The following is an 18,286-nucleotide window of genomic DNA, read 5'->3' as shown; positions in this document are numbered from 1 at the left end:
GAACTTACCGGCAGACGAGATGCATGATCGTTTCGATGTTGAACCGGATGCGATCTTCAAGGGCATCTTTCGCCATCAGGTCCCGTTCATAGATGATCGAGCCGGTGAAGCGGTTGGTCAGGTAATAATATCCGACCGCGGCAATCGTGATGTTGAGCTGGACGGGGTCGATGCCCTCGCGGAAAATGCCTTCCTTCACGCCGCGTTCGAGCAAGCCCGTGACCATGCTGACAAGCTTGCGGCTCGATGCCTTGACGATTTCCGATTTTTTCAGGTGCTTGGCGCGGTGCAGGTTTTCGCTGTTGACCAGCGTCAGGAATTCCGGGTTCTTCAGGTAGTATTCCCAGGTGAAACGGACGAGTTTTTCCAGCGCCGCCTTGGGGTCGAGATCCTCCAGATGCAGTTTCTGCTCGGCGCTGCGAATGTCGAGATAGACCTCTTCGAGAACGGTCTGGAACAGGCCTTCCTTGCTCTCGAAATAGTGGTAGATCATGCGCTTGTTGGCCTTTGCCTTTTCGGCGATATCGTCAACGCGCGCTCCGCCTAAGCCGTTCTTTGCAAATTCTTTTTTGGCCGCGTCGAGGATGCGGGCCTTGGTGGCTTCCGCATCGCGGATGCGTGGTTTGCGTCCCGGCTTTTCTATCTGTTCGCTGGTCATGCTCGGGGCTCGTCCTTTGCCGCGGTCGGGATGTCTGTGGTGCAACTCATACACGCACGGATCGCCTTCCGTCAAAGCCGGTCGGCACGATTAGCTGCTGCGCCACCCTTGAAAACCACTTGACTTGGACTGCGATAAAGAAGTAACCAGTTAGTGCGTTAAATGGATTGACAGACGATTGCAGGGCCTCCGCGGGAAAGCGCCGAGACCTGCCGAGGACCGTTGACCAGCCATAGCGCGGGAGCCATTTCCAAAGGGGAGTCGGGAGGAACCAATGTCGACCTTTATCAAGGATTTCATCGAACGTGAGACGGTCAGCCGTCGCAATTTCTTGCTGGCAGCCGCTGCCGGCGTCAGCGCCGCAGCAGTGCCTGGCCTGTTCGGCCGTGGTGTGGCCCAGGCCGCATTGACGGATCCGGCGATTGCCTGGAGCTACCGCGACCGGGCATCTGCCTACTGGAACTCGATCGTCTCCGGCGGCGAGGCTTTCGTCGAGTCGCTCGGCAAGCCGAAGAGCGCGCTGGTCAGCCTGATCAACGAAGGCTCGACCGAAAAGTCGCTGGCCGACATCAAGGCGTTCCTTGCCAAGAACAACGGCAACTGCGCCATCGCCTGCGATGCGAACGACAGCCCGAATGCCCGCCCCGTGGTCGAAGCGGTGCAGGCGGCCGGTGCCTACATCTCGACGATCTGGAACAAGACCGACGACCTGCATCCCTGGGATTTCGGCGACAACTACGTCTCGCACATGTCCTGGTCGGATGAGAAGCCGGCGGAACAGACGGCCCGCATCCTCTTCGAAGCCATGGGCGGTGAAGGCGGCGTCGTGCATCTCGGCGGCATCGCGGCCAACAATCCGGCGGTGGAGCGTCTCGCCGGCCTGAAGAACGCGCTGAAGGATTTCCCGAACATCGAGCTTCTCGATGCGCAGCCGGCCGACTGGGATACGCAGAAGGGCGCGGCGCTGATGGCCTCGTTCCTCACCCGCTACGGCGACAAGATCAAGGGCGTGCATTGCGCCAACGACAACATCGCCTACGGTGTCATCGAGGCGCTGCGTGCCGAAGGCATCGAGGGCATGCCGATCGTCGCTTATGACGGCAATCCGGAGGCGGTGCAGATGGTCATGGACGGCCAGCTGCTGGCGACGGTCTTTACCAATCCCCATTGGGGCGGTGGCATCAGCGCGGCACTCGCCTATCACGCCGCCATCGGCACCTTCAAACCCTCGGAAGAGCCGAAGGAACATCGCGAATTCTACGGCCCGACGATCCTCGTCACTGCCAAGGATGCCGCCGAATTCAAGGCGAAATATCTGGATGCCGTTCCGGCCTACGACTGGAAGGATTTCTGGGGTCCGTCGAACGGCCAGATCCAGTACAAGTCCTGATCGGACACGGCGGCAGCCCTGGCGCTGCCGCCATTTCTCCTGCGAAATTTCATTGGAAGAGGGGTGTCTGACGTGACACGTCGCCTATCGCGCGAAACCTTGATCAAGTGGGCGCCGCTTCTGGTGCTGCTTGCACTCGTGATCTTTTTCACGGCACTCAATCCGACCTTCTTCTCGTTGCGGAATTTCGCCCGTATCGCCATTGCCTCGGCGCCGGCGCTGATGGTCGCCGTCGGCGTCACCTTCATCATCGTCATGGGATCGATCGACCTTTCCATGGAAGGAACGGTGTCGCTCACCGCGGTCGCCTTCGCCTTCATCTTCGCGCAACTCGGCGGCGCGCTGGGCGGCATGGGCTGGATTGCCATCCCGCTCGTGCTTGCGCTCGGCGGCATCATCGGGCTGATCAACGGGCTGGTGCATGTAAAACTGAAGATTCCGTCCTTCATGGCAAGCCTGGCCATGGGTTTCGTCGGCACGGGGGCGGCGATCTTGCTCACCGGCGGCGATATCGTCAAGGTCGGCGACGCTGCCTTCCGGGGCCTGCTGACGGTACGCCTGCTCGGCTTCCCGCTGATGGTCTATGCGGCGGGCTTCTTCCTGCTCGTCGCCTGGTTCATCCAGACCCACACGACGCTCGGCCGCAATTTCTACGCCGTCGGTGGCGGGGAGGACCTGGCGCATGCCTCGGGTCTGAACGTCACCCGCGTCCGGGTCACCGGCTTTGCACTTGCCGGGGTCTTTTATGCCATTGCCGCCATTCTGGTCGTCGCCCGCATCGGGCAGGCGGAATCCGTGACAGGCGCAAACTTCATGTTCGTCTCGATCACCTCGGTGGTCGTCGGCGGCGTCGCGCTCTGGGGCGGCATCGGCGGCGTATGGAATGCGCTGGTCGGCGTCCTGATCGTCGGCGTCATCGACAACGGCATGGTCGTCATCGGCCTGCCGGACTTCCTCCAGGACGGTGTCCTTGGCCTGCTCGTCATTCTTGCCGTCGTGCTCTCGACCGATCGCAAGATGGTTTCCTTCGTGAAGTGAGGCGCGCGCCATGTACGAATTGAAAGCCGTCGACAAGAAATTCCCCGGCGTCCACGCGCTGAAGGCGATCGATTTCCACATCAAGCGCGGCGAGATCGTCGGGCTGGTGGGCGAAAACGGCGCCGGCAAGTCCACGCTGATGAAGGTCATCTACGGCGCCTACCAGCCGGATGGCGGCCAGGTGCTGATCAACGGCACGCCGGTGCGGTTCGCCAATCCGCGCCAGGCGATGGAAAAGGGCATCGGCATGGTGTTCCAGGAGCAATCCCTGATCCCCAACCTCTCCATCATGGAAAACATCTTCCTCGGCTATGAGCGCCAGTTCGTGCGCTTCGGCATCGTCGACTGGAAGGCGATGGCGAAGGCGGCGAAGGCGCAGCTTGCCAAGGTCAAGCTCGACATCGACCCGGCGACCGTGACCTCGAAACTCTCCTTCGTCCAGCGCCAGCTCGTCGAGCTTGCCAAGGTGCTGACGCTGGAGGAACGGGTTTCGGGCGATCTCGTCATCCTGCTCGACGAGCCGACCTCGGTTCTTTCGAAGGAAGAGGTCCAGCTGCTGTTCAAGCTGGTGCGCGAGCTGACGACGCGTGCCTCCTTTATCTTCGTCTCGCACCGCATGGACGAGGTCATGGAACTCTCCGACCGCATCTACGTCATGAAGGACGGTGCGGTGGTCGACGTGGTGGATCGCGGCGGCGCCACGGCGGAAGCCATCCAGCACAAGATGGTCGGCCGCAACGTCGACAAGCAATATTATCGCGAGCACCTGCAGGCGCCCTATGACGCCGAGAAGGTGCTGGTCGAGATGGACCGTGTCGGCCTGCCCGGCCGCATCCAGGACATCTCCTTCAAGCTCCACGCCGGCGAGGTGCTGTGTCTTGTCGGCACGGAGGGCTCCGGCCGCGAGGCGATCCTGCGGACGATTTACGGCATGCGCACGCCGACGACGGGCCATCTCCGCATCAAGGGCGAGGATGCCGCCGGGCTTTCTCCGCGCAGGTCGGTCGCCCGCGGCGTCGGTTATGTTCCGCGCGAGCGCAAGATCGAGGGCATCGTCGCCGGCATGAACGTCTACGAGAACATGACGCTCTCGCAGATGAAGAACCATTCGCGCAGCGGCGTGTTGCGCGTTTCGGAAGAACGGGCGCTGGCGCGCGACTGGATCAAGAAACTGTCGATCAAGGCGCATTCCGAATTCGCCGATTGCGGCAATCTTTCCGGCGGCAACCAGCAGAAGGTGGTGCTGGCGAAATGGCGCTCCGGCGGCTCGGACATCATGCTGCTCGACCATCCGACGCGTGGCCTCGATATCGGCGCCAAGGAGGATGTCTACGACATGGTCCGCGCCATGAGTGCCGCCGGCGTCGGCATCGTGCTGGTCGCCGATACGCTGGAAGAGGCGATCGGCCTGTCGCACACCATCATCGTCGTCAAGGACGGGCGCATCCAGAAGCAGTTTGCCTGCGAGCCGGGCGCCAAGCCGACGCCCTACGACCTCCTGCACTACATGATCTGAGGGACCAATGGATATTCAGCGCCTCAAACCGCACCTGCCCTGGATCACGCTGGTCGTGCTCGTCGCCATCGTCGGCATCAACGATCCGGGTTTCCTGCGCCCGTCGAACCTGCTCGGCATCGCCGGCGATATCGTGCCGCTGTTCATCATGGCGCTCGGGCTGACCTTCGCCATCTATATCGGCGGTATCGACCTGTCCGCCCAGTCGATGGCCAACATGGTGACGGTCGTCGCCTCGGTCTACCTCGCCTCGATGGGTGCATGGGTTGCCATCCTGTGCGTCGCCGCCGGTTTTCTTCTCGGCATGCTTTCCGGTTACATCACGACGCGGCTCTTCGTGCCTTCGTTCATCTCGACACTTGCCGTCGGCGGCGTCGCCTTCTCGATTGCGCAGTGGCTCTCCGGCCAGCGGGCGCTCAACATGGATGCAACGCAGCGCAACGAAACTTTTGGCTGGATGATCGGCCACACATGGGGCGTGCCCAACGAATTGCTGATCGCCGCCGTGCTCGTCGCCATCTGCCTGTTCATCGAACGCCGCACGACGCTGGGCCGTGCCCTGAAGGCGGTCGGCGCCGGCGAGCTTGCCGCCGCCGCTTCCGGTCTCAACGTCGCGCGCTACAAAATCCTCGCCTTCGCGATTTCCGGCGCGCTCGCCGCCATCGCCGGCCTGCTGTTTGCCGTCAAACTCTCGGGCGGTGCCCCGACGATCGCCAACGGCTTCCTGCTGCCGGCCATCGTCGCCGTGCTGGTCGGCGGCACGCCCCTGACGGGCGGCGTCGGCGGTGTGGTCAATACGGTTATCGGCACGCTGATCGTCGCCGTCATCCGCGCCTCGATGCTGTATTTCGAGATCGATGCGACGCGCCAGCAGATGGTGTTCGGCGTCGTACTGATCGTCGCCATCGCGCTTACCATCGACCGCGCCAAGCTGCGCACCGTGAAGTGAGGGGGCGACCGTGAGCACCATGCGCGCCGCCGTCCTCACCGCGCCGAAACGGTTCGAACTCCGCGACGTGGCCATCCCGCCCGTTGGGCCGGAGGATGTGCTGGTGCGGGTGGTGCGAACCGGCATCTGTGGCACCGACATCCATATCTTCAACGGTCATTATGCGGCCGACCGATTGCCGCTCATCCCCGGCCATGAATTTTGCGGCACGATAGCCGAATGCGGCGCCAATGTCCGCCATCTGAAGGCTGGCGCGCGCGTGGTCGTCGATATCAATATCGGCTGCGGCACCTGCTTCTGGTGCCGGCGCAACGAGGTGCTGAACTGCGCCGAAGTTACCCAGGTCGGCATCGGCCGGGACGGTGCCTTTGCCGAATTCGTCGCCGTGCCGGCAAGGCTGGCGATCCCCGTCGAGGCCGATATCGCCGATGACGTGCTTGCCCTGACGGAGCCGGTCGCCTGCGTCGTACGCGCGGCGCGCAAGGCGAGGGTAGCATTCGGCCAGTCGGTGGTCGTCTTCGGCGCCGGGCCGATCGGCAACCTGCATGTGCAGATGATGCGGCTCGTCGGGGCCGCTCCCATCATCGTCGCCGATCTTTCGCCCGACCGTTGCCGGATGGCGCTTGCGGCGGGCGCGGATGTCGCCGTCTCCGATGCGGCTGAAATCAGGCAAACCGTGCTGCGGATGACCGGCGGACGCGGCGCCGATCTGGTGATCGAAAGCGTCGGTAACCGCAAGCTCTACGAGCAGGCTTTCGACCTGACGCGCCGCGGCGGCCACGTCGCCTTTTTCGGCATCACGCCGCCGGGCGAGACCGTGCCGATCGATATTCTTCGGACGGTTCTGGAGGAAGGGAGCCTCAAGGGCTCCGTCGCCGGCATGGGCGAGGATATGCACGACGCGCTCACCCTCCTGTCGCACGGCCGCTTCCGCACGGATGATTTCACCAAGGCGAGTTATGGCCTGGAACAGATCCAGGAAGCTTTCGAAACCCTCGGCGACCGGCCGCAGGACCTGAAGACACAAATCGCCATCACGGCGTAAAATATCGAAGGATGTTTCTTATGGACCAGAAGAGCTCGTTCCTTTCTCCGCCGACTGCCGCCCGCGCCTTCGGCTTTTTCGTCGACGGACAGTGGAAAGATGGCGCGGATCATTTTGAACGCGCCTCTCCGGGCCACGGTACGCCGGTAACGCGGACGGTGCGCTGCACGACTGACGATCTGAATGCGGCCGTCGCCGCCGCCCGGCGCGCCTTCGAGGACCGTCGTTGGTCCGGTCTTTCGGGTGCCGCTCGCGCAGGTGTCCTGCTGCGTGCCGCCGAAATCCTGCGCCGTCGCCGCGATGAGATCGCCTATTGGGAAGCGCTGGAGAACGGTAAGCCGATTTCGCAGGCGCGCGGCGAGATCGACCATTGCATCGCCTGCTTCGAGGTCGGTGCCGGTGCCGCCCGCATGCTGCACGGCGACAGCTTCAATTCGCTCGGCGATGACCTCTTCGGCATGGTACTGCGCGAGCCGATCGGCGTCGTCGGCCTGATCACCCCCTGGAACTTCCCGTTCCTGATTCTGTGCGAACGCGTGCCCTTCATCCTCGCCTCCGGCTGCACCATGGTGGTGAAACCGTCGGAGGTAACTGCCGCCACGACGCTGCTGCTTGCCGAAGTGCTTGAAGAAGCTGGCCTGCCGGCCGGTGTCTATAATGTCGTCACCGGCTCCGGTCGCACCATCGGCCAGGCTCTGGCCGAACACCCGGATGTCGACATGCTCTCCTTCACCGGCTCGACGGCCGTCGGCCGCTCCTGCGTCCACGCCGCCGCCGACAGCAATTTCAAGAAGCTCGGCCTGGAACTCGGCGGCAAGAACCCGATCATCGTCTTTGCTGATTCCGATCTGGAGGATGCCGCCGATGGCGCCGCCTTTGGCATCAGCTTCAACACCGGGCAATGCTGCGTCTCGTCCTCGCGCCTGATCGTCGAGCGTTCCGTCGCCGCCGAGTTCGAAAAGTTGCTCGTCGAGAAAATGGAAAAAATCCGCGTCGGCGATCCGCTGGATGAAGCGACGCAGGTCGGCGCTATCACCACCGAGGCGCAGAACGCCACGATCCTCGACTATATCGAACAGGGCAAAGCCGCCGGCGCAAAACTTCTGACCGGCGGTGGAGCGATCGATTTCGGCCGCGGGCAGTATATCGCGCCGACACTGTTCTCCGGCGTGTCCCGAGACATGGCCATCGCCCGTGACGAGATTTTCGGTCCCGTGCTTTGCTCGATGCATTTCGATACGGTGGAAGAAGCGATCCAACTGGCCAATGATACGGTTTATGGGCTTGCAGCGAGCGTCTGGACGAAGAATATCGACAAGGCGTTGACGGTAAGCCGGAGGGTGCGCGCCGGGCGCTTCTGGGTCAACACGATCATGGCGGGCGGACCCGAAATGCCGCTCGGCGGTTTCAAGCAGTCCGGCTGGGGCCGCGAAGCCGGTGTTTACGGAGTAGAGGAGTATACGCAGGTGAAATCCGTTCATGTCGAGATCGGCAAGCGCACGCATTGGATCGCATGATGTCCGCCGGTTATGATTATGTCATTGTCGGCGGCGGTACGTCCGGTTGCGTGCTGGCCGCGCGGCTTTCGGAAAATCCGTCCGCCCGGGTCTGCCTGATCGAGGCGGGCGGGCGCGATACCAACCCCCTGATCCACATGCCTGTCGGCTTTGCCAAGATGACGACAGGTCCGCTGACCTGGGGTCTGAAGACCGCGCCGCAGAAACATGCCAATGACCGCGAGATCCCCTATGCCCAGGCAAAAGTGCTGGGCGGCGGCTCGTCGATCAACGCCGAAGTGTTTACCCGCGGTGTTCCCGGCGATTACGACCGGTGGGTGGAAGAGGGCGCCGAGGGCTGGGGGTTCAAGGATATCCAGAAATATTTCCTGCGCTCGGAGGGCAATGCCATTCTCTCCGGTGGCTGGCATGGGACGGATGGGCCGCTCGGTGTCTCCAACATTCCCGAGCCGCAACGCATGACGCGCGCTTTCGTGCAGAGCTGCCAGGAATACGGCATTCCCTACAATCCGGATTTTAACGGCCCTATCCAGGAGGGCACCGGTGTCTACCAGACGACGACGCGCAACAACCGCCGCTGCTCGGCCGCCGTCGGTTACCTGCGCCCGGCGCTCGGCCGCAAGAACCTGACGGTGGTGACGGGCGCGCTCGTCCTGCGCATCGTCTTCGAGGGGCGCCGTGCGGTTGGCGTCGATTACGAGGTCGGCGGCAAGCGCATCACGGCGCGGGCGGAAAGCGAAGTGCTGGTGACGTCGGGCGCCATCGGCACGCCGAAGCTGATGATGCTTTCGGGCGTCGGCCCGGCCGATGCGCTGCGGCGCCACGGCATCGATGTGGTGCAGGACATGGCCGGGGTTGGTGAAAACCTGCAGGATCATTTCGGCGTCGATATCGTTGCGGAACTGAAAAACCACGACAGTCTCGACAAATACAACAGGCTGCACTGGTCGGTCTGGGCGGGAATTCAGTATGCGCTGTTCAAATCCGGCCCGATCACCTCCAACGTGGTCGAGGGCGGGGCATTCTGGTATGGCGACAAGGCGAACCCTGTGCCGGACCTGCAGTTCCATTTCCTCGCCGGCGCCGGTGCAGAAGCGGGCGTTCCGAGCGTGCCCAAAGGCGCGTCGGGTGTCACGCTGAACTCTTATACGCTGCGGCCGAAATCGCGGGGAACGGTGACCCTGCGCTCTGCCGATCCGCGCGATCTGCCGGTCGTCGACCCGAACTTCCTCGCCGATCCTGATGATATCAAGATTTCGGTGGAGGGCGTGAAGATCAGCCAGGAGATTTTTGCGCAGCACTCGCTGCAGAAGTACATCAAGACGCTGCATTTCCCTGATCGCACTGTGCGGACACAGGCAGATTACGTGGCCTATACGCGCCAGTATGGCCGCACCTCCTACCATCCGACCTGCACCTGCAAGATGGGGCAGGACGAGATGGCAGTGGTCGATCCGCAGTTGCGCGTGCGCGGCCTCGACGGCATCCGCATCTGCGACAGCTCGACGATGCCGAGCGTCGTCGGCTCGAACACCAATGCGGCGACGATCATGATCGGCGAAAAGGCCGCCGACATGATCCGCGGCAACGCCTGACCGAACGGCTCTGTTACAATGAAGAAAGGCGGCCGCAAGGCCGCCTTTCTTGCGTCAATCCCATTCGGGAACCCACGGCAAAAGCCCGGTCTTCACGATGCGATAGCCGGTTGACGTAAGGGTATCGATCCGGTCCATGTCGATGGATGACAGGGTGAAATCCATGATCTCGAAATTCGCCCGGATGTTTTCCGACTTCGTCGACATGGTATTGAGCGGCACGCCTTTCTGCAGGATCCAGCGCAACACCACCTGCGCCGCCGATTTGTCGTAGCCCTTGCCGATCTCGGCAAACAGGCTGTGCTTGAAAACCTCGCCGCGCGCCACCGACGCATAGGACGAGAGCGGAATGCCCGTCTCTGTGGCGGCTGCGAGCAGTTTTTGCTGGTTCAGCAGCGGATGGAATTCAATCTGGTTGGTAACCGGCAGCACGTCGAGGATCGCCCGTGCCTCGCGCATCATCTTCGCAGTGTAGTTGGAGACGCCGATGGCATCTGCAAGACCCTTCTCCTTCGCCGACTGCAGCAGGCGCAACGAGGGGCCGACATCGCCACCCACCGGCGGCCAATGCAGCAGGAGAACATCGACACGGTCGATCTGCAGCGCTTTCAGGCTGGCCTCGACGGAGGGCAGGAATTTTTCCGGCGTGTAGTTGTCGGGATGCACTTTGGTGGTGATGCAGAGATTTTGGCGCGCCACGCCGCAGGCGGCCAGTGCCGCGCCGGTTTCTGCCTCGTTTCCATACATCTGCGCGGTGTCGAACGCCCGGTAACCGGCGTCCACCGCTGCGTCGATGGCGTTTCTAAGATCGTCTCCCTTCAGCGGAAAGGTGCCGAACCCCCGCTGAAAGCTCTTCTGGAAATAGATGTTCATGCCTCCTCCTTCGATGGTCCAGCCGCTGGAAACGCGATGGAAAATCGCTCCAAGCGGATTGATCTCGTCGCATTTAATGTATAACTAGTTAGTTACTTAATGCAATGGAAAACGGAGGTTTCGGCGATGAGGAAGGTGAAGAGCGCGGAGGAGGCGGTCCAGCTCGTGGGGGATAACGCGGTCGTCGCCGTCAACTCTTCCTCCGGCCTCTGCTGCCCGGATGCGGTGCTGAAGGCGCTCGGCGAACGTTTCGATCGCGAGGGCCATCCGCGTGGCCTCACGACAATTCACCCGATTGCCGCCGGCGATTTTTTCGGAACGCGCGGCGTCGATCACATCGCCAAGCCAGGAATGCTGGTGAAGATCATCGGCGGCTCCTATCCCTCCGGGCCGAGCAATGCCGAGCCGCCGCTTGTCTGGCAGATGATCCTCAAGGAGGAACTGGCCGCCTGGAACGTTCCCTCCGGCATCGTCTTCGACATGTTGCGGGAAGGGGCAGCCAAACGTCCCGGTGTGCTGACCAAGGTCGGCATGGAAACCTTCGTCGATCCCGAGCAGGATGGTTGCGCCATGAATGCCAGTGCGCGCGCGGCACCGCTCGTCAAGCGCGTCTCCTTCGAGGGTGAGGACTGGTTGCATTTCCCGGCGATCCGTCCCGACGTGGCGATCATCCGGGCGACGACCGCCGACGAGAAGGGCAATCTCACCTTCGAACATGAAGGCGCGACACTCGGCGCCATGGAAATGGCGCTGGCGGCGCGAAATTCTGGCGGCATCGTCATTGCTCAAGTCAAGCGTGTCGCCGCCAGCGGTACGCTTCGCCCGCATGATGTACGGGTGCCGGGTATCCTTGTCGACGTCATCGTCGAAGCCCCCGACCAGTTGCAGACAACGGCGACACCTTACGACCCGGCGATCTCAGGCGAATTGTTCCGGCCGCTCGAAACGTTTCGGCTGCCTGGTCTCGATGTCGGCAAGGTCATCGCCCGCCGCGTGGCGCAGGAACTCAAGGGCGGCTGGGCCGTCAACATCGGCTTCGGCATTTCGGCCAATGTGCCGCGCATTCTTATCGAGGAAGGCCTGCACGGCCAGGTCACGTGGGTGATCGAGCAGGGTGCGGTCGGCGGCGTGCCGCTGCTCGACTTCAAGTTCGGCTGCGCCTCGAATGCCGAGGCCTTCGTCGCCTCGCCGCACCAGTTCTGCTATTTCCAGGCCGGCGCCTTCGATTGTTCGCTTTTGTCTTTCCTCGAAATCGATGCCGAAGGTTCGGTCAATGTCAGCCGGCTGGCGGCAACGCCGCATCGCACCGCCGGTGCCGGCGGTTTCGTGGACATCACCTCGCGGGCGAAAAAGATCGTCTTTTCCGGCAATTTTAATGCGGGCGCCAAGATGCGCGTCGACGACGGCCGTCTGGTGATCGATAAGGAGGGCCGCATCGCCAAGTTCGTGGAAAAGGTCGATCAGGTCAGCTTCTCCGGCAAGCGCGCCCGGGCGCAGGGGCAGGACATCACCTATGTCACCGAGCGTTGCGTCATCCGGCTGGAGGCCGACGGGCTGGTCGTCACCGAGATCGCGCCCGGCCTCGACCTGCAGCGCGACGTCCTCGATCAGGCGGCGACGCCATTGCACGTTTCCCCCAAGCTCAAGGTGATGGACGAGGTGCTGTTCCGCCCCGAACGCATGGGGCTGGCGCTGTGAGTGATCCGCGCATCGATCTCGTCGTCGAAGACCGTATCGCACGGTTGACCCTGCGTCGCCCGGAAAAACTCAATGCCGTCGATGACGTCATGGTCGATGCGCTGTTCCTGGCCTGCCGTGCCATCGAGCGCTCGGACGCACGCGTCGCCATCCTCACAGGTGAGGGCGGAAAATCCTTTTGCGCCGGCGGCGATATCGAGGCGTGGAGCAGCCTGGATGCCGAGGCATTTTCGCGCCGCTGGCTGCGCGACGGGCACGATGCCTTCGATGCGCTGGCGCGACTGACCGTACCTCTGATCGCCGTGCTGAACGGCCATGCCCTTGGCGGCGGGCTGGAACTTGCCGCCTGCGGCGACCTGCGCATCGCCGAGGCGCATGTGAAGATCGGCCAGCCTGAACCAGGCCTCGGCATCATTCCCGGCTGGTCCGGCACGCAACGCGCCTCGCGGCGTTTTGGTGCGCAGTTGGTTCGCCGCATGGCATTGTTCGGTGAAATCTATTCCGCCGACGAAGCTTTGGCGCTTGGTATCGTCGATCAGGTGGTGTCGACAGGCGAGGGGGCGGCTGCGGCAGGGATCGCTGCGGCGCGCGTGCTGAAACGGTCTCCGCGAGCGACGGAATTGACAAAGATGCTGATCAATGCCGCAGACGGTGAAGAAAGCGAGCGCGTCGTGGAGGTTTTGGCCGGCGCTGTTGCGGCTGCCTCCAGCGATCTGACGGAAGGTCTTGCGGCCTATCGGCAAAAGCGGCCGGCCCGCTTCGGCGAGTAGGTATGTGAACCGTTTTCCGGCCCGTCCTGCGGTATTTCATAAAGTCTGACGAGGCGAACCCGCCGACAGGAAAACCTCCGCGCCGCCATCGGCAGCGCGGAGCAATGCATGGTCAAGCCGGCACGGGCGCATCCTCGCGCAAAAGGCCGTTATGCTTGAGATCCGCCCAGAATTCGGACGGGATCGGATGGGCGAACCAGGCGAGATTCTGCTCCAGCTGCTCGACTGTTCGCGTGCCGGCCATGAAGGACGGTACGGCAGGATGGGCGACGACGAACTGCAAGGCGGCGGCTGCGAGCGGAACGCCATGCCTGGTGCAGACGGCCTCGATTTTCGCGACCTTTTCCATGATGTGACGCGGCGCCGGGGCATAATTGTATTTGGCGCCGTCTTTCGCGCCGGTGGCAAGGATGCCGGAGTTGAAGCCACCGCCGACCACAACGGCGACATTCCTTTCCTCGCAGAGTGGCAGGAAGGAATCGAGCGCTTCCTGTTCCAGCAGGGTATAGCGCCCGGCCAGCAGGAAGGCGTCGAAATCGCGCCGCAGCAAGGCTTCATGGCAGACCTGCCATTCGTTGACGCCGACGCCGATCGCCTTCACGACCTTTTCGTCGCGCAGCCGCTCCAGCGCCCGCCATGCGCCATCCATGGCCTGCTCGAACACTTCCGGCTGCTCGCTCCCACGCGTGAAAACGTCGATGTCGTGGATGAAGCACATGTCGATGTGCTCCAGCCCCAGCCTCTGCAAGCTGTCCTCGAAGGTTCGCATCGTGCCGTCGTAGCTATAGTCGAAATGCATGGTGAAGGGGGCGGCGTTCGTCCACGGCGCGAAGTCGATCGTGTCGCGACGCGCCGGGCGCAGCAGGCGGCCGACCTTGGAGGAGAGGACGAAATCGTCCCTGTTCTTCCAGCGCAAGGCGTGGCTGGTGCGCAATTCGGCAAGGCCGTGGCCATACATCGGCGCGGTGTCGAAGAAACGCACGCCGGCGTCCCATGCGTGCTCGAACATGGCCTGCGACGTTGCTTCGTCGATCTCGCGGAAAATGTTGCCGAGCGGTGCGGTCCCGAAGCCGAATGCGGTGACCTCGAGATCCGTCCGGCCGAATTTCCTCTTTTCTCCCGGGTGCATGTTTCCTCCTTAAGTAACTGAATGGTGAATAATATGCACGTGTCGAAACGGCGGCGCAAGCGGCTTGCCCGGGCTTCGTCATTTTTTCCGTCTTGACGTGCGGCTGTCGTCGAATGTATGTAACTAGATAGTTACTACAAGCGAGACGAGGCAAATGTATCTCACCGAGACCCAGGAGCAGGTACGCGACATGGCGCGCGCCTTTGCCGACGAAATGATCCGCCCGATGGCCGAGGAGCTTGACCGTGAGGAGCGCTTCCCCGCCGGCCTCTATGACGAGATGGCGAAGCTGGGCCTGTTCGGCATCGGCGTGCCGGAAGCCCTGGGCGGGCCGGGTTTCGATACACTCACCTATGCGCTGGTAATGGAGGAATTGAGCCGCGGTTACGCCTCAGTCGCCGACCAGTGCGGCCTCTTAGAGCTGATCTCGACGCTTCTGGTCAGCCACGGCACGAAGAGCCAGCTGGCGATGTTGCCGGAGTTTCTCGGCATGCGCGCCAAGGTCGCCTATTGCATCACCGAACCGGAGGCGGGAAGCGATGTCTCCGGCATCCGCACCACCGCGACACGCGATGCGAACGGCTGGGTGCTTAACGGTGGCAAGATCTGGATCCACAATGCGCCGGTCGCAGATTACGGCTTCGTGCTGGCGCGGACCGACAAGGAGGCCGGCAACCGCGGCATGTCGATCTTCATCGTTGATCTGCATGCGGCCGGTGTCGAGAGGGGGCCGAAGGAACACAAGATGGGTCAGCGCGCCAGCCAGGTCGGCGCCCTGACCTTCACGGATGTACGCCTGCCGGCCGATGCTTTGCTCGGCACGGAAGGCCGCGGTTTCCACATGATGATGTCAGTGCTCGACAAGGGGCGCGTCGGCATTGCTTCGCTCGCGGTCGGCATCGCCCAGGCCGGGCTGGAAGCCGCACTGGATTATGCCGGCACGCGCAAGCAGTTCGGCAAGGCGATTGCTGATTTCCAGGGCGTGCAATGGCTGCTCGCCGACATGGCGAAAGATATCGAGGCGGCCCGCCTGCTCGTCCACTCCGCCGGCTCGAAGATCGATGCTGGCGCGGATGCGACGAAGGCCTGCTCGATCGCCAAATGTTTTGCCGCCGACATGGCGGTGCAGCGCACCGCCGATGCGGTGCAGGTCTTCGGCGGTTCCGGCTATATCCGTGGTTTCGAGGTGGAACGCCTCTACCGCGATGCGAAGATCACGCAGATTTACGAAGGCACGAACCAGGTGCAGCGCATGATCATCGCCCGTGAATTGCTGAAGAAGGGCGCACGCGCATGAGCGCGCCGGCTGCACGGCCGGTGGCGCTCGTCACCGGCGCGTCGCGGGGTATCGGTCTTGCCGCAGGCGAAGCGCTGGCGCGCGAGGGGTTTGCCGTGGCCGTCAACGGGCTGGCGGATGACACCGAACTTGCCGCTGCGGTGGCGCGCATTGCCGCTCTTGGTGTTCCGGCGGTCGCGGCGCCGTTCGACGTGACGAAGATCGACGGACATGACGCCGCCCTTGCCGATGTCGAGGCAAGGCTCGGTCCGCTGACGACACTCGTCAACAATGCCGGTGTCGGCGTTCTCAAGCGCGGCGACATGATGGAGGTGACGGAAGAGAGCTGGGATCGCTGCTTCGACGTCAACGCCAAGGCGATGTTCTTCCTCAGCCAAGCCTTTGCCCGTCGCCTGCTGGCACGCAAGCGGCCGTCGCTCTTCCATGCGATCGTCAACGTCACCTCTTCGAATGCCGTCGCCGTCGCCGAACAGCGCTCGGAATATTGCGCTTCGAAGGCCGCGGCTGCCATGGTTTCCAAGGCGCTCGCCGTCCGGCTCGGGCGCGAGGAAATCGCCGTCTACGACGTCCAGCCCGGCCTGATCGCCACGGAAATGACGGCGGCGGTCATCGACAGTTATCGCCAGCGGGCCGAACAGGGCCTGACCCTCTTTCCCCGCATAGGGTCGCCCGCCGACGTCGGTACGCTGATTGCCTCGCTTGCCTCGGGGCGGCTTCCCTACACAACCGGACTGTCCATCCCGGCCGATGCCGGCATGCTCGTCCCGCGTTTTTGAGGTCTCCCATGAAAATCGCCCTTCCCGATACCGCCGGCCGCCTCAGCGACTATGTCCTCGCCGGAACGCCGATCGCCGCTGCGACGCTCGGCAGGAACCCGGCACGAACCGTCTATTCCGCTGCCCATGTCGTCGCCGATCCGTTCACCGCCAACGACCCCACCGGTCGTGCGACGGTCGATTGGGAAAAGACGATGGAGTTCCGCCGCTACCTCGCCGGCCTCGGCCTCGGCATTGCCGAGGCGATGGACACGGCCCAGCGCGGCATGGGTCTCGACTGGCCGGGCGCGCTGGAACTGATCCGCCGGACCCGCGAGGAACTGCCGGACGCGCTGGTTGCCAACGGCTGCGGCACCGATCACCTCGATCCGGCGACGGTGAGCGGTCTTGATGACGTGCGCCGGGCTTATCTGGAGCAGGTCGAAGCGATCCAGAAACTCGGCGGCCGGCTGATCCTCATGGCATCCAGGGCGCTTGTCCAGGTCGCAAGAACGCCCGAAGACTACGTGAAGATTTACTCCGACGTGCTCGCTGCCTGCGACGAACCGGTCATCCTGCATTGGCTCGGCGACATGTTCGATCCGCAGCTTTCCGGTTACTGGGGAAGCGCGGATTTCGATCCGGCCATGCAGACGGCGCTTGCGGTGATCGAGGCGAATGCGGCCAAGGTCGATGGCATCAAGATCTCCCTCCTCGACAAGGATAAGGAGATCGTCATGCGCCGCCGCCTGCCTTCCGGCGTCAAGATGTATACCGGAGACGACTTCAATTATCCCGAACTCATCGAAGGCGACGATCAGGGGGTTTCCCACGCCCTGCTCGGCATTTTCGATCCGCTGGCGCCAGCCGCGGCCTATGCCATCGAGCGACTAGGCGAGGGCGACAAGGCCGGGTTCCGCGCCACGCTTGACCCAACCGTGCCGCTTGCGCGGCTGATCTTTCGCGCGCCGACGCAATACTACAAGACGGGTGTCGTCTTCCTCGGCTGGCTCAACGGATTCCAGGACCATTTTGTCATGCTGAACGGTGCGCAGGCCACGCGGCCGCTGCCCTATTTCACCGAGGTCTTCCGTCTAGCCGACCAGTGCGGCCTGTTGCGCGATCCGGAGCTTGCTATCGGGCGGATGAAGAAGCTGCTCGCCCTCTACGGGGCGTGACGATGCGGGACTTTTCAAGCGATCATGCAGCGCTTGCGCTCAACACCGCCAGCCTCGGTCACAATCTCGAAGGCCACGGGGCGAGGTGGGAGCCAGAGCGGGTGATCGATGCCTGTGCCGCGCGTGGTTTCGGCTCGATCGTCTTCTGGCGCCGGGAAGTTGGCGCGCGAGCGGTGGCTATTGGTGAGCGGGCGCGGGCGGCAGGCCTTGCCGTCGCCGGATTGTGCCGCACGCCATTCCTCGTCGGCACGGATGCGGTCGACCGCATGGCCGTTCTCGATGAAGCCAGGGCTTCGATCGATATGGCCGCCGGCCTCGGCGCCGCCGTCCTGACGATCGTCGTCGGAGGTGTGCATCCCGGCACCAAAGGCACGACCGAAAGCCTGAAAATCGTCGCTGATCGTGTCGCAGCCCTCGCGCCTTATGCCGCGGAACGAAACGTCAAGCTGGCGCTCGAACCGCTGAACCCCGTCTATGCCGGAAACCGTTCCTGCCTCACGACGGTGCGGGATGCCGTCGATATCTGCATCGCCGTCGATGCGTCGAACCTGGGTGTTGCCGTCGATGTCTACCATGTCTGGTGGGACAGCGGGCTCGATGCCCAGTTGCAGCGCGCCGGCGAAAGCCGCATTCTTGGATATCATCTCTGCGACTGGCTTGCCGATACGCGCGACGTCCTGCTCGATCGCGGCATGATGGGAGACGGGGTTGCCGATCTCAAGGAGATTCGGAAAAGCGTCGAGGCCGCCGGTTATGCCGGCCCCTGCGAGGTCGAGATCTTTTCGGCAAACAATTGGTGGAAGCGGCCCCCCGAAGAGGTTCTCGATGTCATGGTCGAGCGTTTTCGCACGGTTTGCTGATACGGGCGATGAAGACCG

Annotated in this window: 16 protein-coding genes; 13 read left to right on the top strand and 3 right to left on the bottom strand. The window is 63.1% G+C overall.

The annotated features are described in order from the left end of the window. Positions 1-4 precede the first annotated feature (4 nt). A complete protein-coding gene (locus ACSQ3I_RS06095) occupies positions 5-658 on the bottom strand; it encodes a TetR/AcrR family transcriptional regulator (RefSeq protein WP_435997016.1) in 654 nt (217 codons plus the stop codon). Between the two features lie 274 nt (positions 659-932). Between ACSQ3I_RS06095 and ACSQ3I_RS06090 the strand changes: the two genes are divergently transcribed. The 7 genes from ACSQ3I_RS06090 to ACSQ3I_RS06060 all read left to right on the top strand — a co-directional run bounded on the left by ACSQ3I_RS06090 (position 933) and on the right by ACSQ3I_RS06060 (position 9,708). Further along, positions 933-2,048 (top strand): sugar ABC transporter substrate-binding protein, encoded by a 1,116-nt coding sequence (locus ACSQ3I_RS06090; protein ID WP_435997014.1) that lies wholly within the window; start codon positions 933-935, stop codon positions 2,046-2,048. A 72-nt stretch (positions 2,049-2,120) separates the two neighbouring features. Next, positions 2,121-3,086, top strand: coding sequence for an ABC transporter permease (locus tag ACSQ3I_RS06085; RefSeq protein ID WP_435997012.1), 966 nt, complete (start codon positions 2,121-2,123; stop codon positions 3,084-3,086). Between the two features lie 10 nt (positions 3,087-3,096). Beyond that, positions 3,097-4,602, top strand: a complete 1,506-nt coding sequence (locus ACSQ3I_RS06080; protein ID WP_435997010.1) for a sugar ABC transporter ATP-binding protein — start codon at positions 3,097-3,099, stop codon at positions 4,600-4,602. 7 nt (positions 4,603-4,609) lie between these two features. Next, the gene (locus ACSQ3I_RS06075; protein ID WP_435997008.1) at positions 4,610-5,551 is read left to right on the top strand and encodes an ABC transporter permease; all 942 of its coding nucleotides are present in this window, start codon (positions 4,610-4,612) and stop codon (positions 5,549-5,551) included. A gap of 19 nt (positions 5,552-5,570) precedes the next feature. Next, positions 5,571-6,596: a zinc-dependent alcohol dehydrogenase gene (locus ACSQ3I_RS06070; RefSeq protein WP_435997560.1), complete on the top strand. Its 1,026-nt coding sequence runs from the start codon at positions 5,571-5,573 to the stop codon at positions 6,594-6,596. Positions 6,597-6,616: 20 nt separating this feature from the next. Beyond that, positions 6,617-8,113 (top strand): aldehyde dehydrogenase family protein, encoded by a 1,497-nt coding sequence (locus ACSQ3I_RS06065; RefSeq protein ID WP_435997006.1) that lies wholly within the window; start codon positions 6,617-6,619, stop codon positions 8,111-8,113. Next, on the top strand, positions 8,113-9,708 hold the full coding sequence (locus ACSQ3I_RS06060; RefSeq protein WP_435997004.1) for a GMC family oxidoreductase: 1,596 nt from the start codon (positions 8,113-8,115) through the stop codon (positions 9,706-9,708). The genes ACSQ3I_RS06065 and ACSQ3I_RS06060 overlap by 1 nt, the downstream gene beginning before the upstream one ends. 54 nt (positions 9,709-9,762) lie before the next feature. Here ACSQ3I_RS06060 and ACSQ3I_RS06055 read toward each other — a convergent pair whose 3' ends face one another. Further along, positions 9,763-10,581: an aldo/keto reductase gene (locus ACSQ3I_RS06055; RefSeq protein WP_435997002.1), complete on the bottom strand. Its 819-nt coding sequence runs from the start codon at positions 10,579-10,581 to the stop codon at positions 9,763-9,765. 126 nt (positions 10,582-10,707) lie between these two features. Between ACSQ3I_RS06055 and ACSQ3I_RS06050 the strand changes: the two genes are divergently transcribed. Beyond that, positions 10,708-12,279: an acyl CoA:acetate/3-ketoacid CoA transferase gene (locus ACSQ3I_RS06050; protein WP_435997000.1), complete on the top strand. Its 1,572-nt coding sequence runs from the start codon at positions 10,708-10,710 to the stop codon at positions 12,277-12,279. Next, positions 12,276-13,049, top strand: coding sequence for an enoyl-CoA hydratase/isomerase family protein (locus tag ACSQ3I_RS06045; RefSeq protein ID WP_435996998.1), 774 nt, complete (start codon positions 12,276-12,278; stop codon positions 13,047-13,049). The genes ACSQ3I_RS06050 and ACSQ3I_RS06045 overlap by 4 nt, the downstream gene beginning before the upstream one ends. A gap of 112 nt (positions 13,050-13,161) precedes the next feature. Here ACSQ3I_RS06045 and ACSQ3I_RS06040 read toward each other — a convergent pair whose 3' ends face one another. After that, positions 13,162-14,178, bottom strand: coding sequence for an aldo/keto reductase (locus tag ACSQ3I_RS06040; protein WP_435996996.1), 1,017 nt, complete (start codon positions 14,176-14,178; stop codon positions 13,162-13,164). A 154-nt stretch (positions 14,179-14,332) separates the two neighbouring features. On the opposite strand from ACSQ3I_RS06040, the gene ACSQ3I_RS06035 reads away from it, so the two are divergent. Genes ACSQ3I_RS06035 through ACSQ3I_RS06020 form a run of 4 tightly spaced genes read left to right on the top strand, consistent with a single transcriptional unit; the run spans position 14,333 to position 18,268 of the window. Further along, a complete protein-coding gene (locus ACSQ3I_RS06035) occupies positions 14,333-15,475 on the top strand; it encodes an acyl-CoA dehydrogenase family protein (RefSeq protein ID WP_435996995.1) in 1,143 nt (380 codons plus the stop codon). Next, positions 15,472-16,251 (top strand): 3-ketoacyl-ACP reductase, encoded by a 780-nt coding sequence (locus ACSQ3I_RS06030; protein ID WP_435996993.1) that lies wholly within the window; start codon positions 15,472-15,474, stop codon positions 16,249-16,251. Before ACSQ3I_RS06035 ends, ACSQ3I_RS06030 begins: the two co-directional genes overlap by 4 nt. Positions 16,252-16,259: 8 nt before the next feature. Next, a complete protein-coding gene (locus tag ACSQ3I_RS06025; protein ID WP_435996991.1) occupies positions 16,260-17,408 on the top strand; it encodes a dihydrodipicolinate synthase family protein in 1,149 nt (382 codons plus the stop codon). Positions 17,409-17,410: 2 nt separating this feature from the next. Next, positions 17,411-18,268 carry a sugar phosphate isomerase/epimerase family protein gene (locus ACSQ3I_RS06020; RefSeq protein WP_435996989.1) on the top strand — a complete coding sequence of 286 codons (858 nt, stop codon included), beginning with the start codon at positions 17,411-17,413 and terminating at the stop codon, positions 18,266-18,268. The last annotated feature ends 18 nt before the right edge of the window (positions 18,269-18,286 follow it).

Origin of the sequence: Rhizobium sp. LjRoot30, assembly GCF_964253915.1 — a bacterium.
In the GTDB taxonomy this organism is placed as follows: domain Bacteria; phylum Pseudomonadota; class Alphaproteobacteria; order Rhizobiales; family Rhizobiaceae; genus Metarhizobium.
The sequence above is the reverse complement of the archived record's forward strand: the minus strand, read 5'-3'. Positions and strand labels throughout refer to the sequence as shown.

Bases quoted from the DNA above. Each gene is read 5' to 3' on its own strand.
- ACSQ3I_RS06095 (WP_435997016.1), bottom strand. From the start codon at position 658: ATGACCAGCGAACAGATAGAAAAGCCGGGACGCAAACCACGCATCCGC.
- ACSQ3I_RS06090 (WP_435997014.1), top strand. From the start codon at position 933: ATGTCGACCTTTATCAAGGATTTCATCGAACGTGAGACGGTCAGCCGT.
- ACSQ3I_RS06080 (WP_435997010.1), top strand. From the start codon at position 3,097: ATGTACGAATTGAAAGCCGTCGACAAGAAATTCCCCGGCGTCCACGCG.
- ACSQ3I_RS06075 (WP_435997008.1), top strand. From the start codon at position 4,610: ATGGATATTCAGCGCCTCAAACCGCACCTGCCCTGGATCACGCTGGTC.
- ACSQ3I_RS06070 (WP_435997560.1), top strand. From the start codon at position 5,571: ATGCGCGCCGCCGTCCTCACCGCGCCGAAACGGTTCGAACTCCGCGAC.
- ACSQ3I_RS06065 (WP_435997006.1), top strand. From the start codon at position 6,617: ATGGACCAGAAGAGCTCGTTCCTTTCTCCGCCGACTGCCGCCCGCGCC.
- ACSQ3I_RS06060 (WP_435997004.1), top strand. From the start codon at position 8,113: ATGTCCGCCGGTTATGATTATGTCATTGTCGGCGGCGGTACGTCCGGT.
- ACSQ3I_RS06055 (WP_435997002.1), bottom strand. From the start codon at position 10,581: ATGAACATCTATTTCCAGAAGAGCTTTCAGCGGGGGTTCGGCACCTTT.
- ACSQ3I_RS06050 (WP_435997000.1), top strand. From the start codon at position 10,708: ATGAGGAAGGTGAAGAGCGCGGAGGAGGCGGTCCAGCTCGTGGGGGAT.
- ACSQ3I_RS06040 (WP_435996996.1), bottom strand. From the start codon at position 14,178: ATGCACCCGGGAGAAAAGAGGAAATTCGGCCGGACGGATCTCGAGGTC.
- ACSQ3I_RS06035 (WP_435996995.1), top strand. From the start codon at position 14,333: ATGTATCTCACCGAGACCCAGGAGCAGGTACGCGACATGGCGCGCGCC.
- ACSQ3I_RS06030 (WP_435996993.1), top strand. From the start codon at position 15,472: ATGAGCGCGCCGGCTGCACGGCCGGTGGCGCTCGTCACCGGCGCGTCG.
- ACSQ3I_RS06025 (WP_435996991.1), top strand. From the start codon at position 16,260: ATGAAAATCGCCCTTCCCGATACCGCCGGCCGCCTCAGCGACTATGTC.
- ACSQ3I_RS06020 (WP_435996989.1), top strand. From the start codon at position 17,411: ATGCGGGACTTTTCAAGCGATCATGCAGCGCTTGCGCTCAACACCGCC.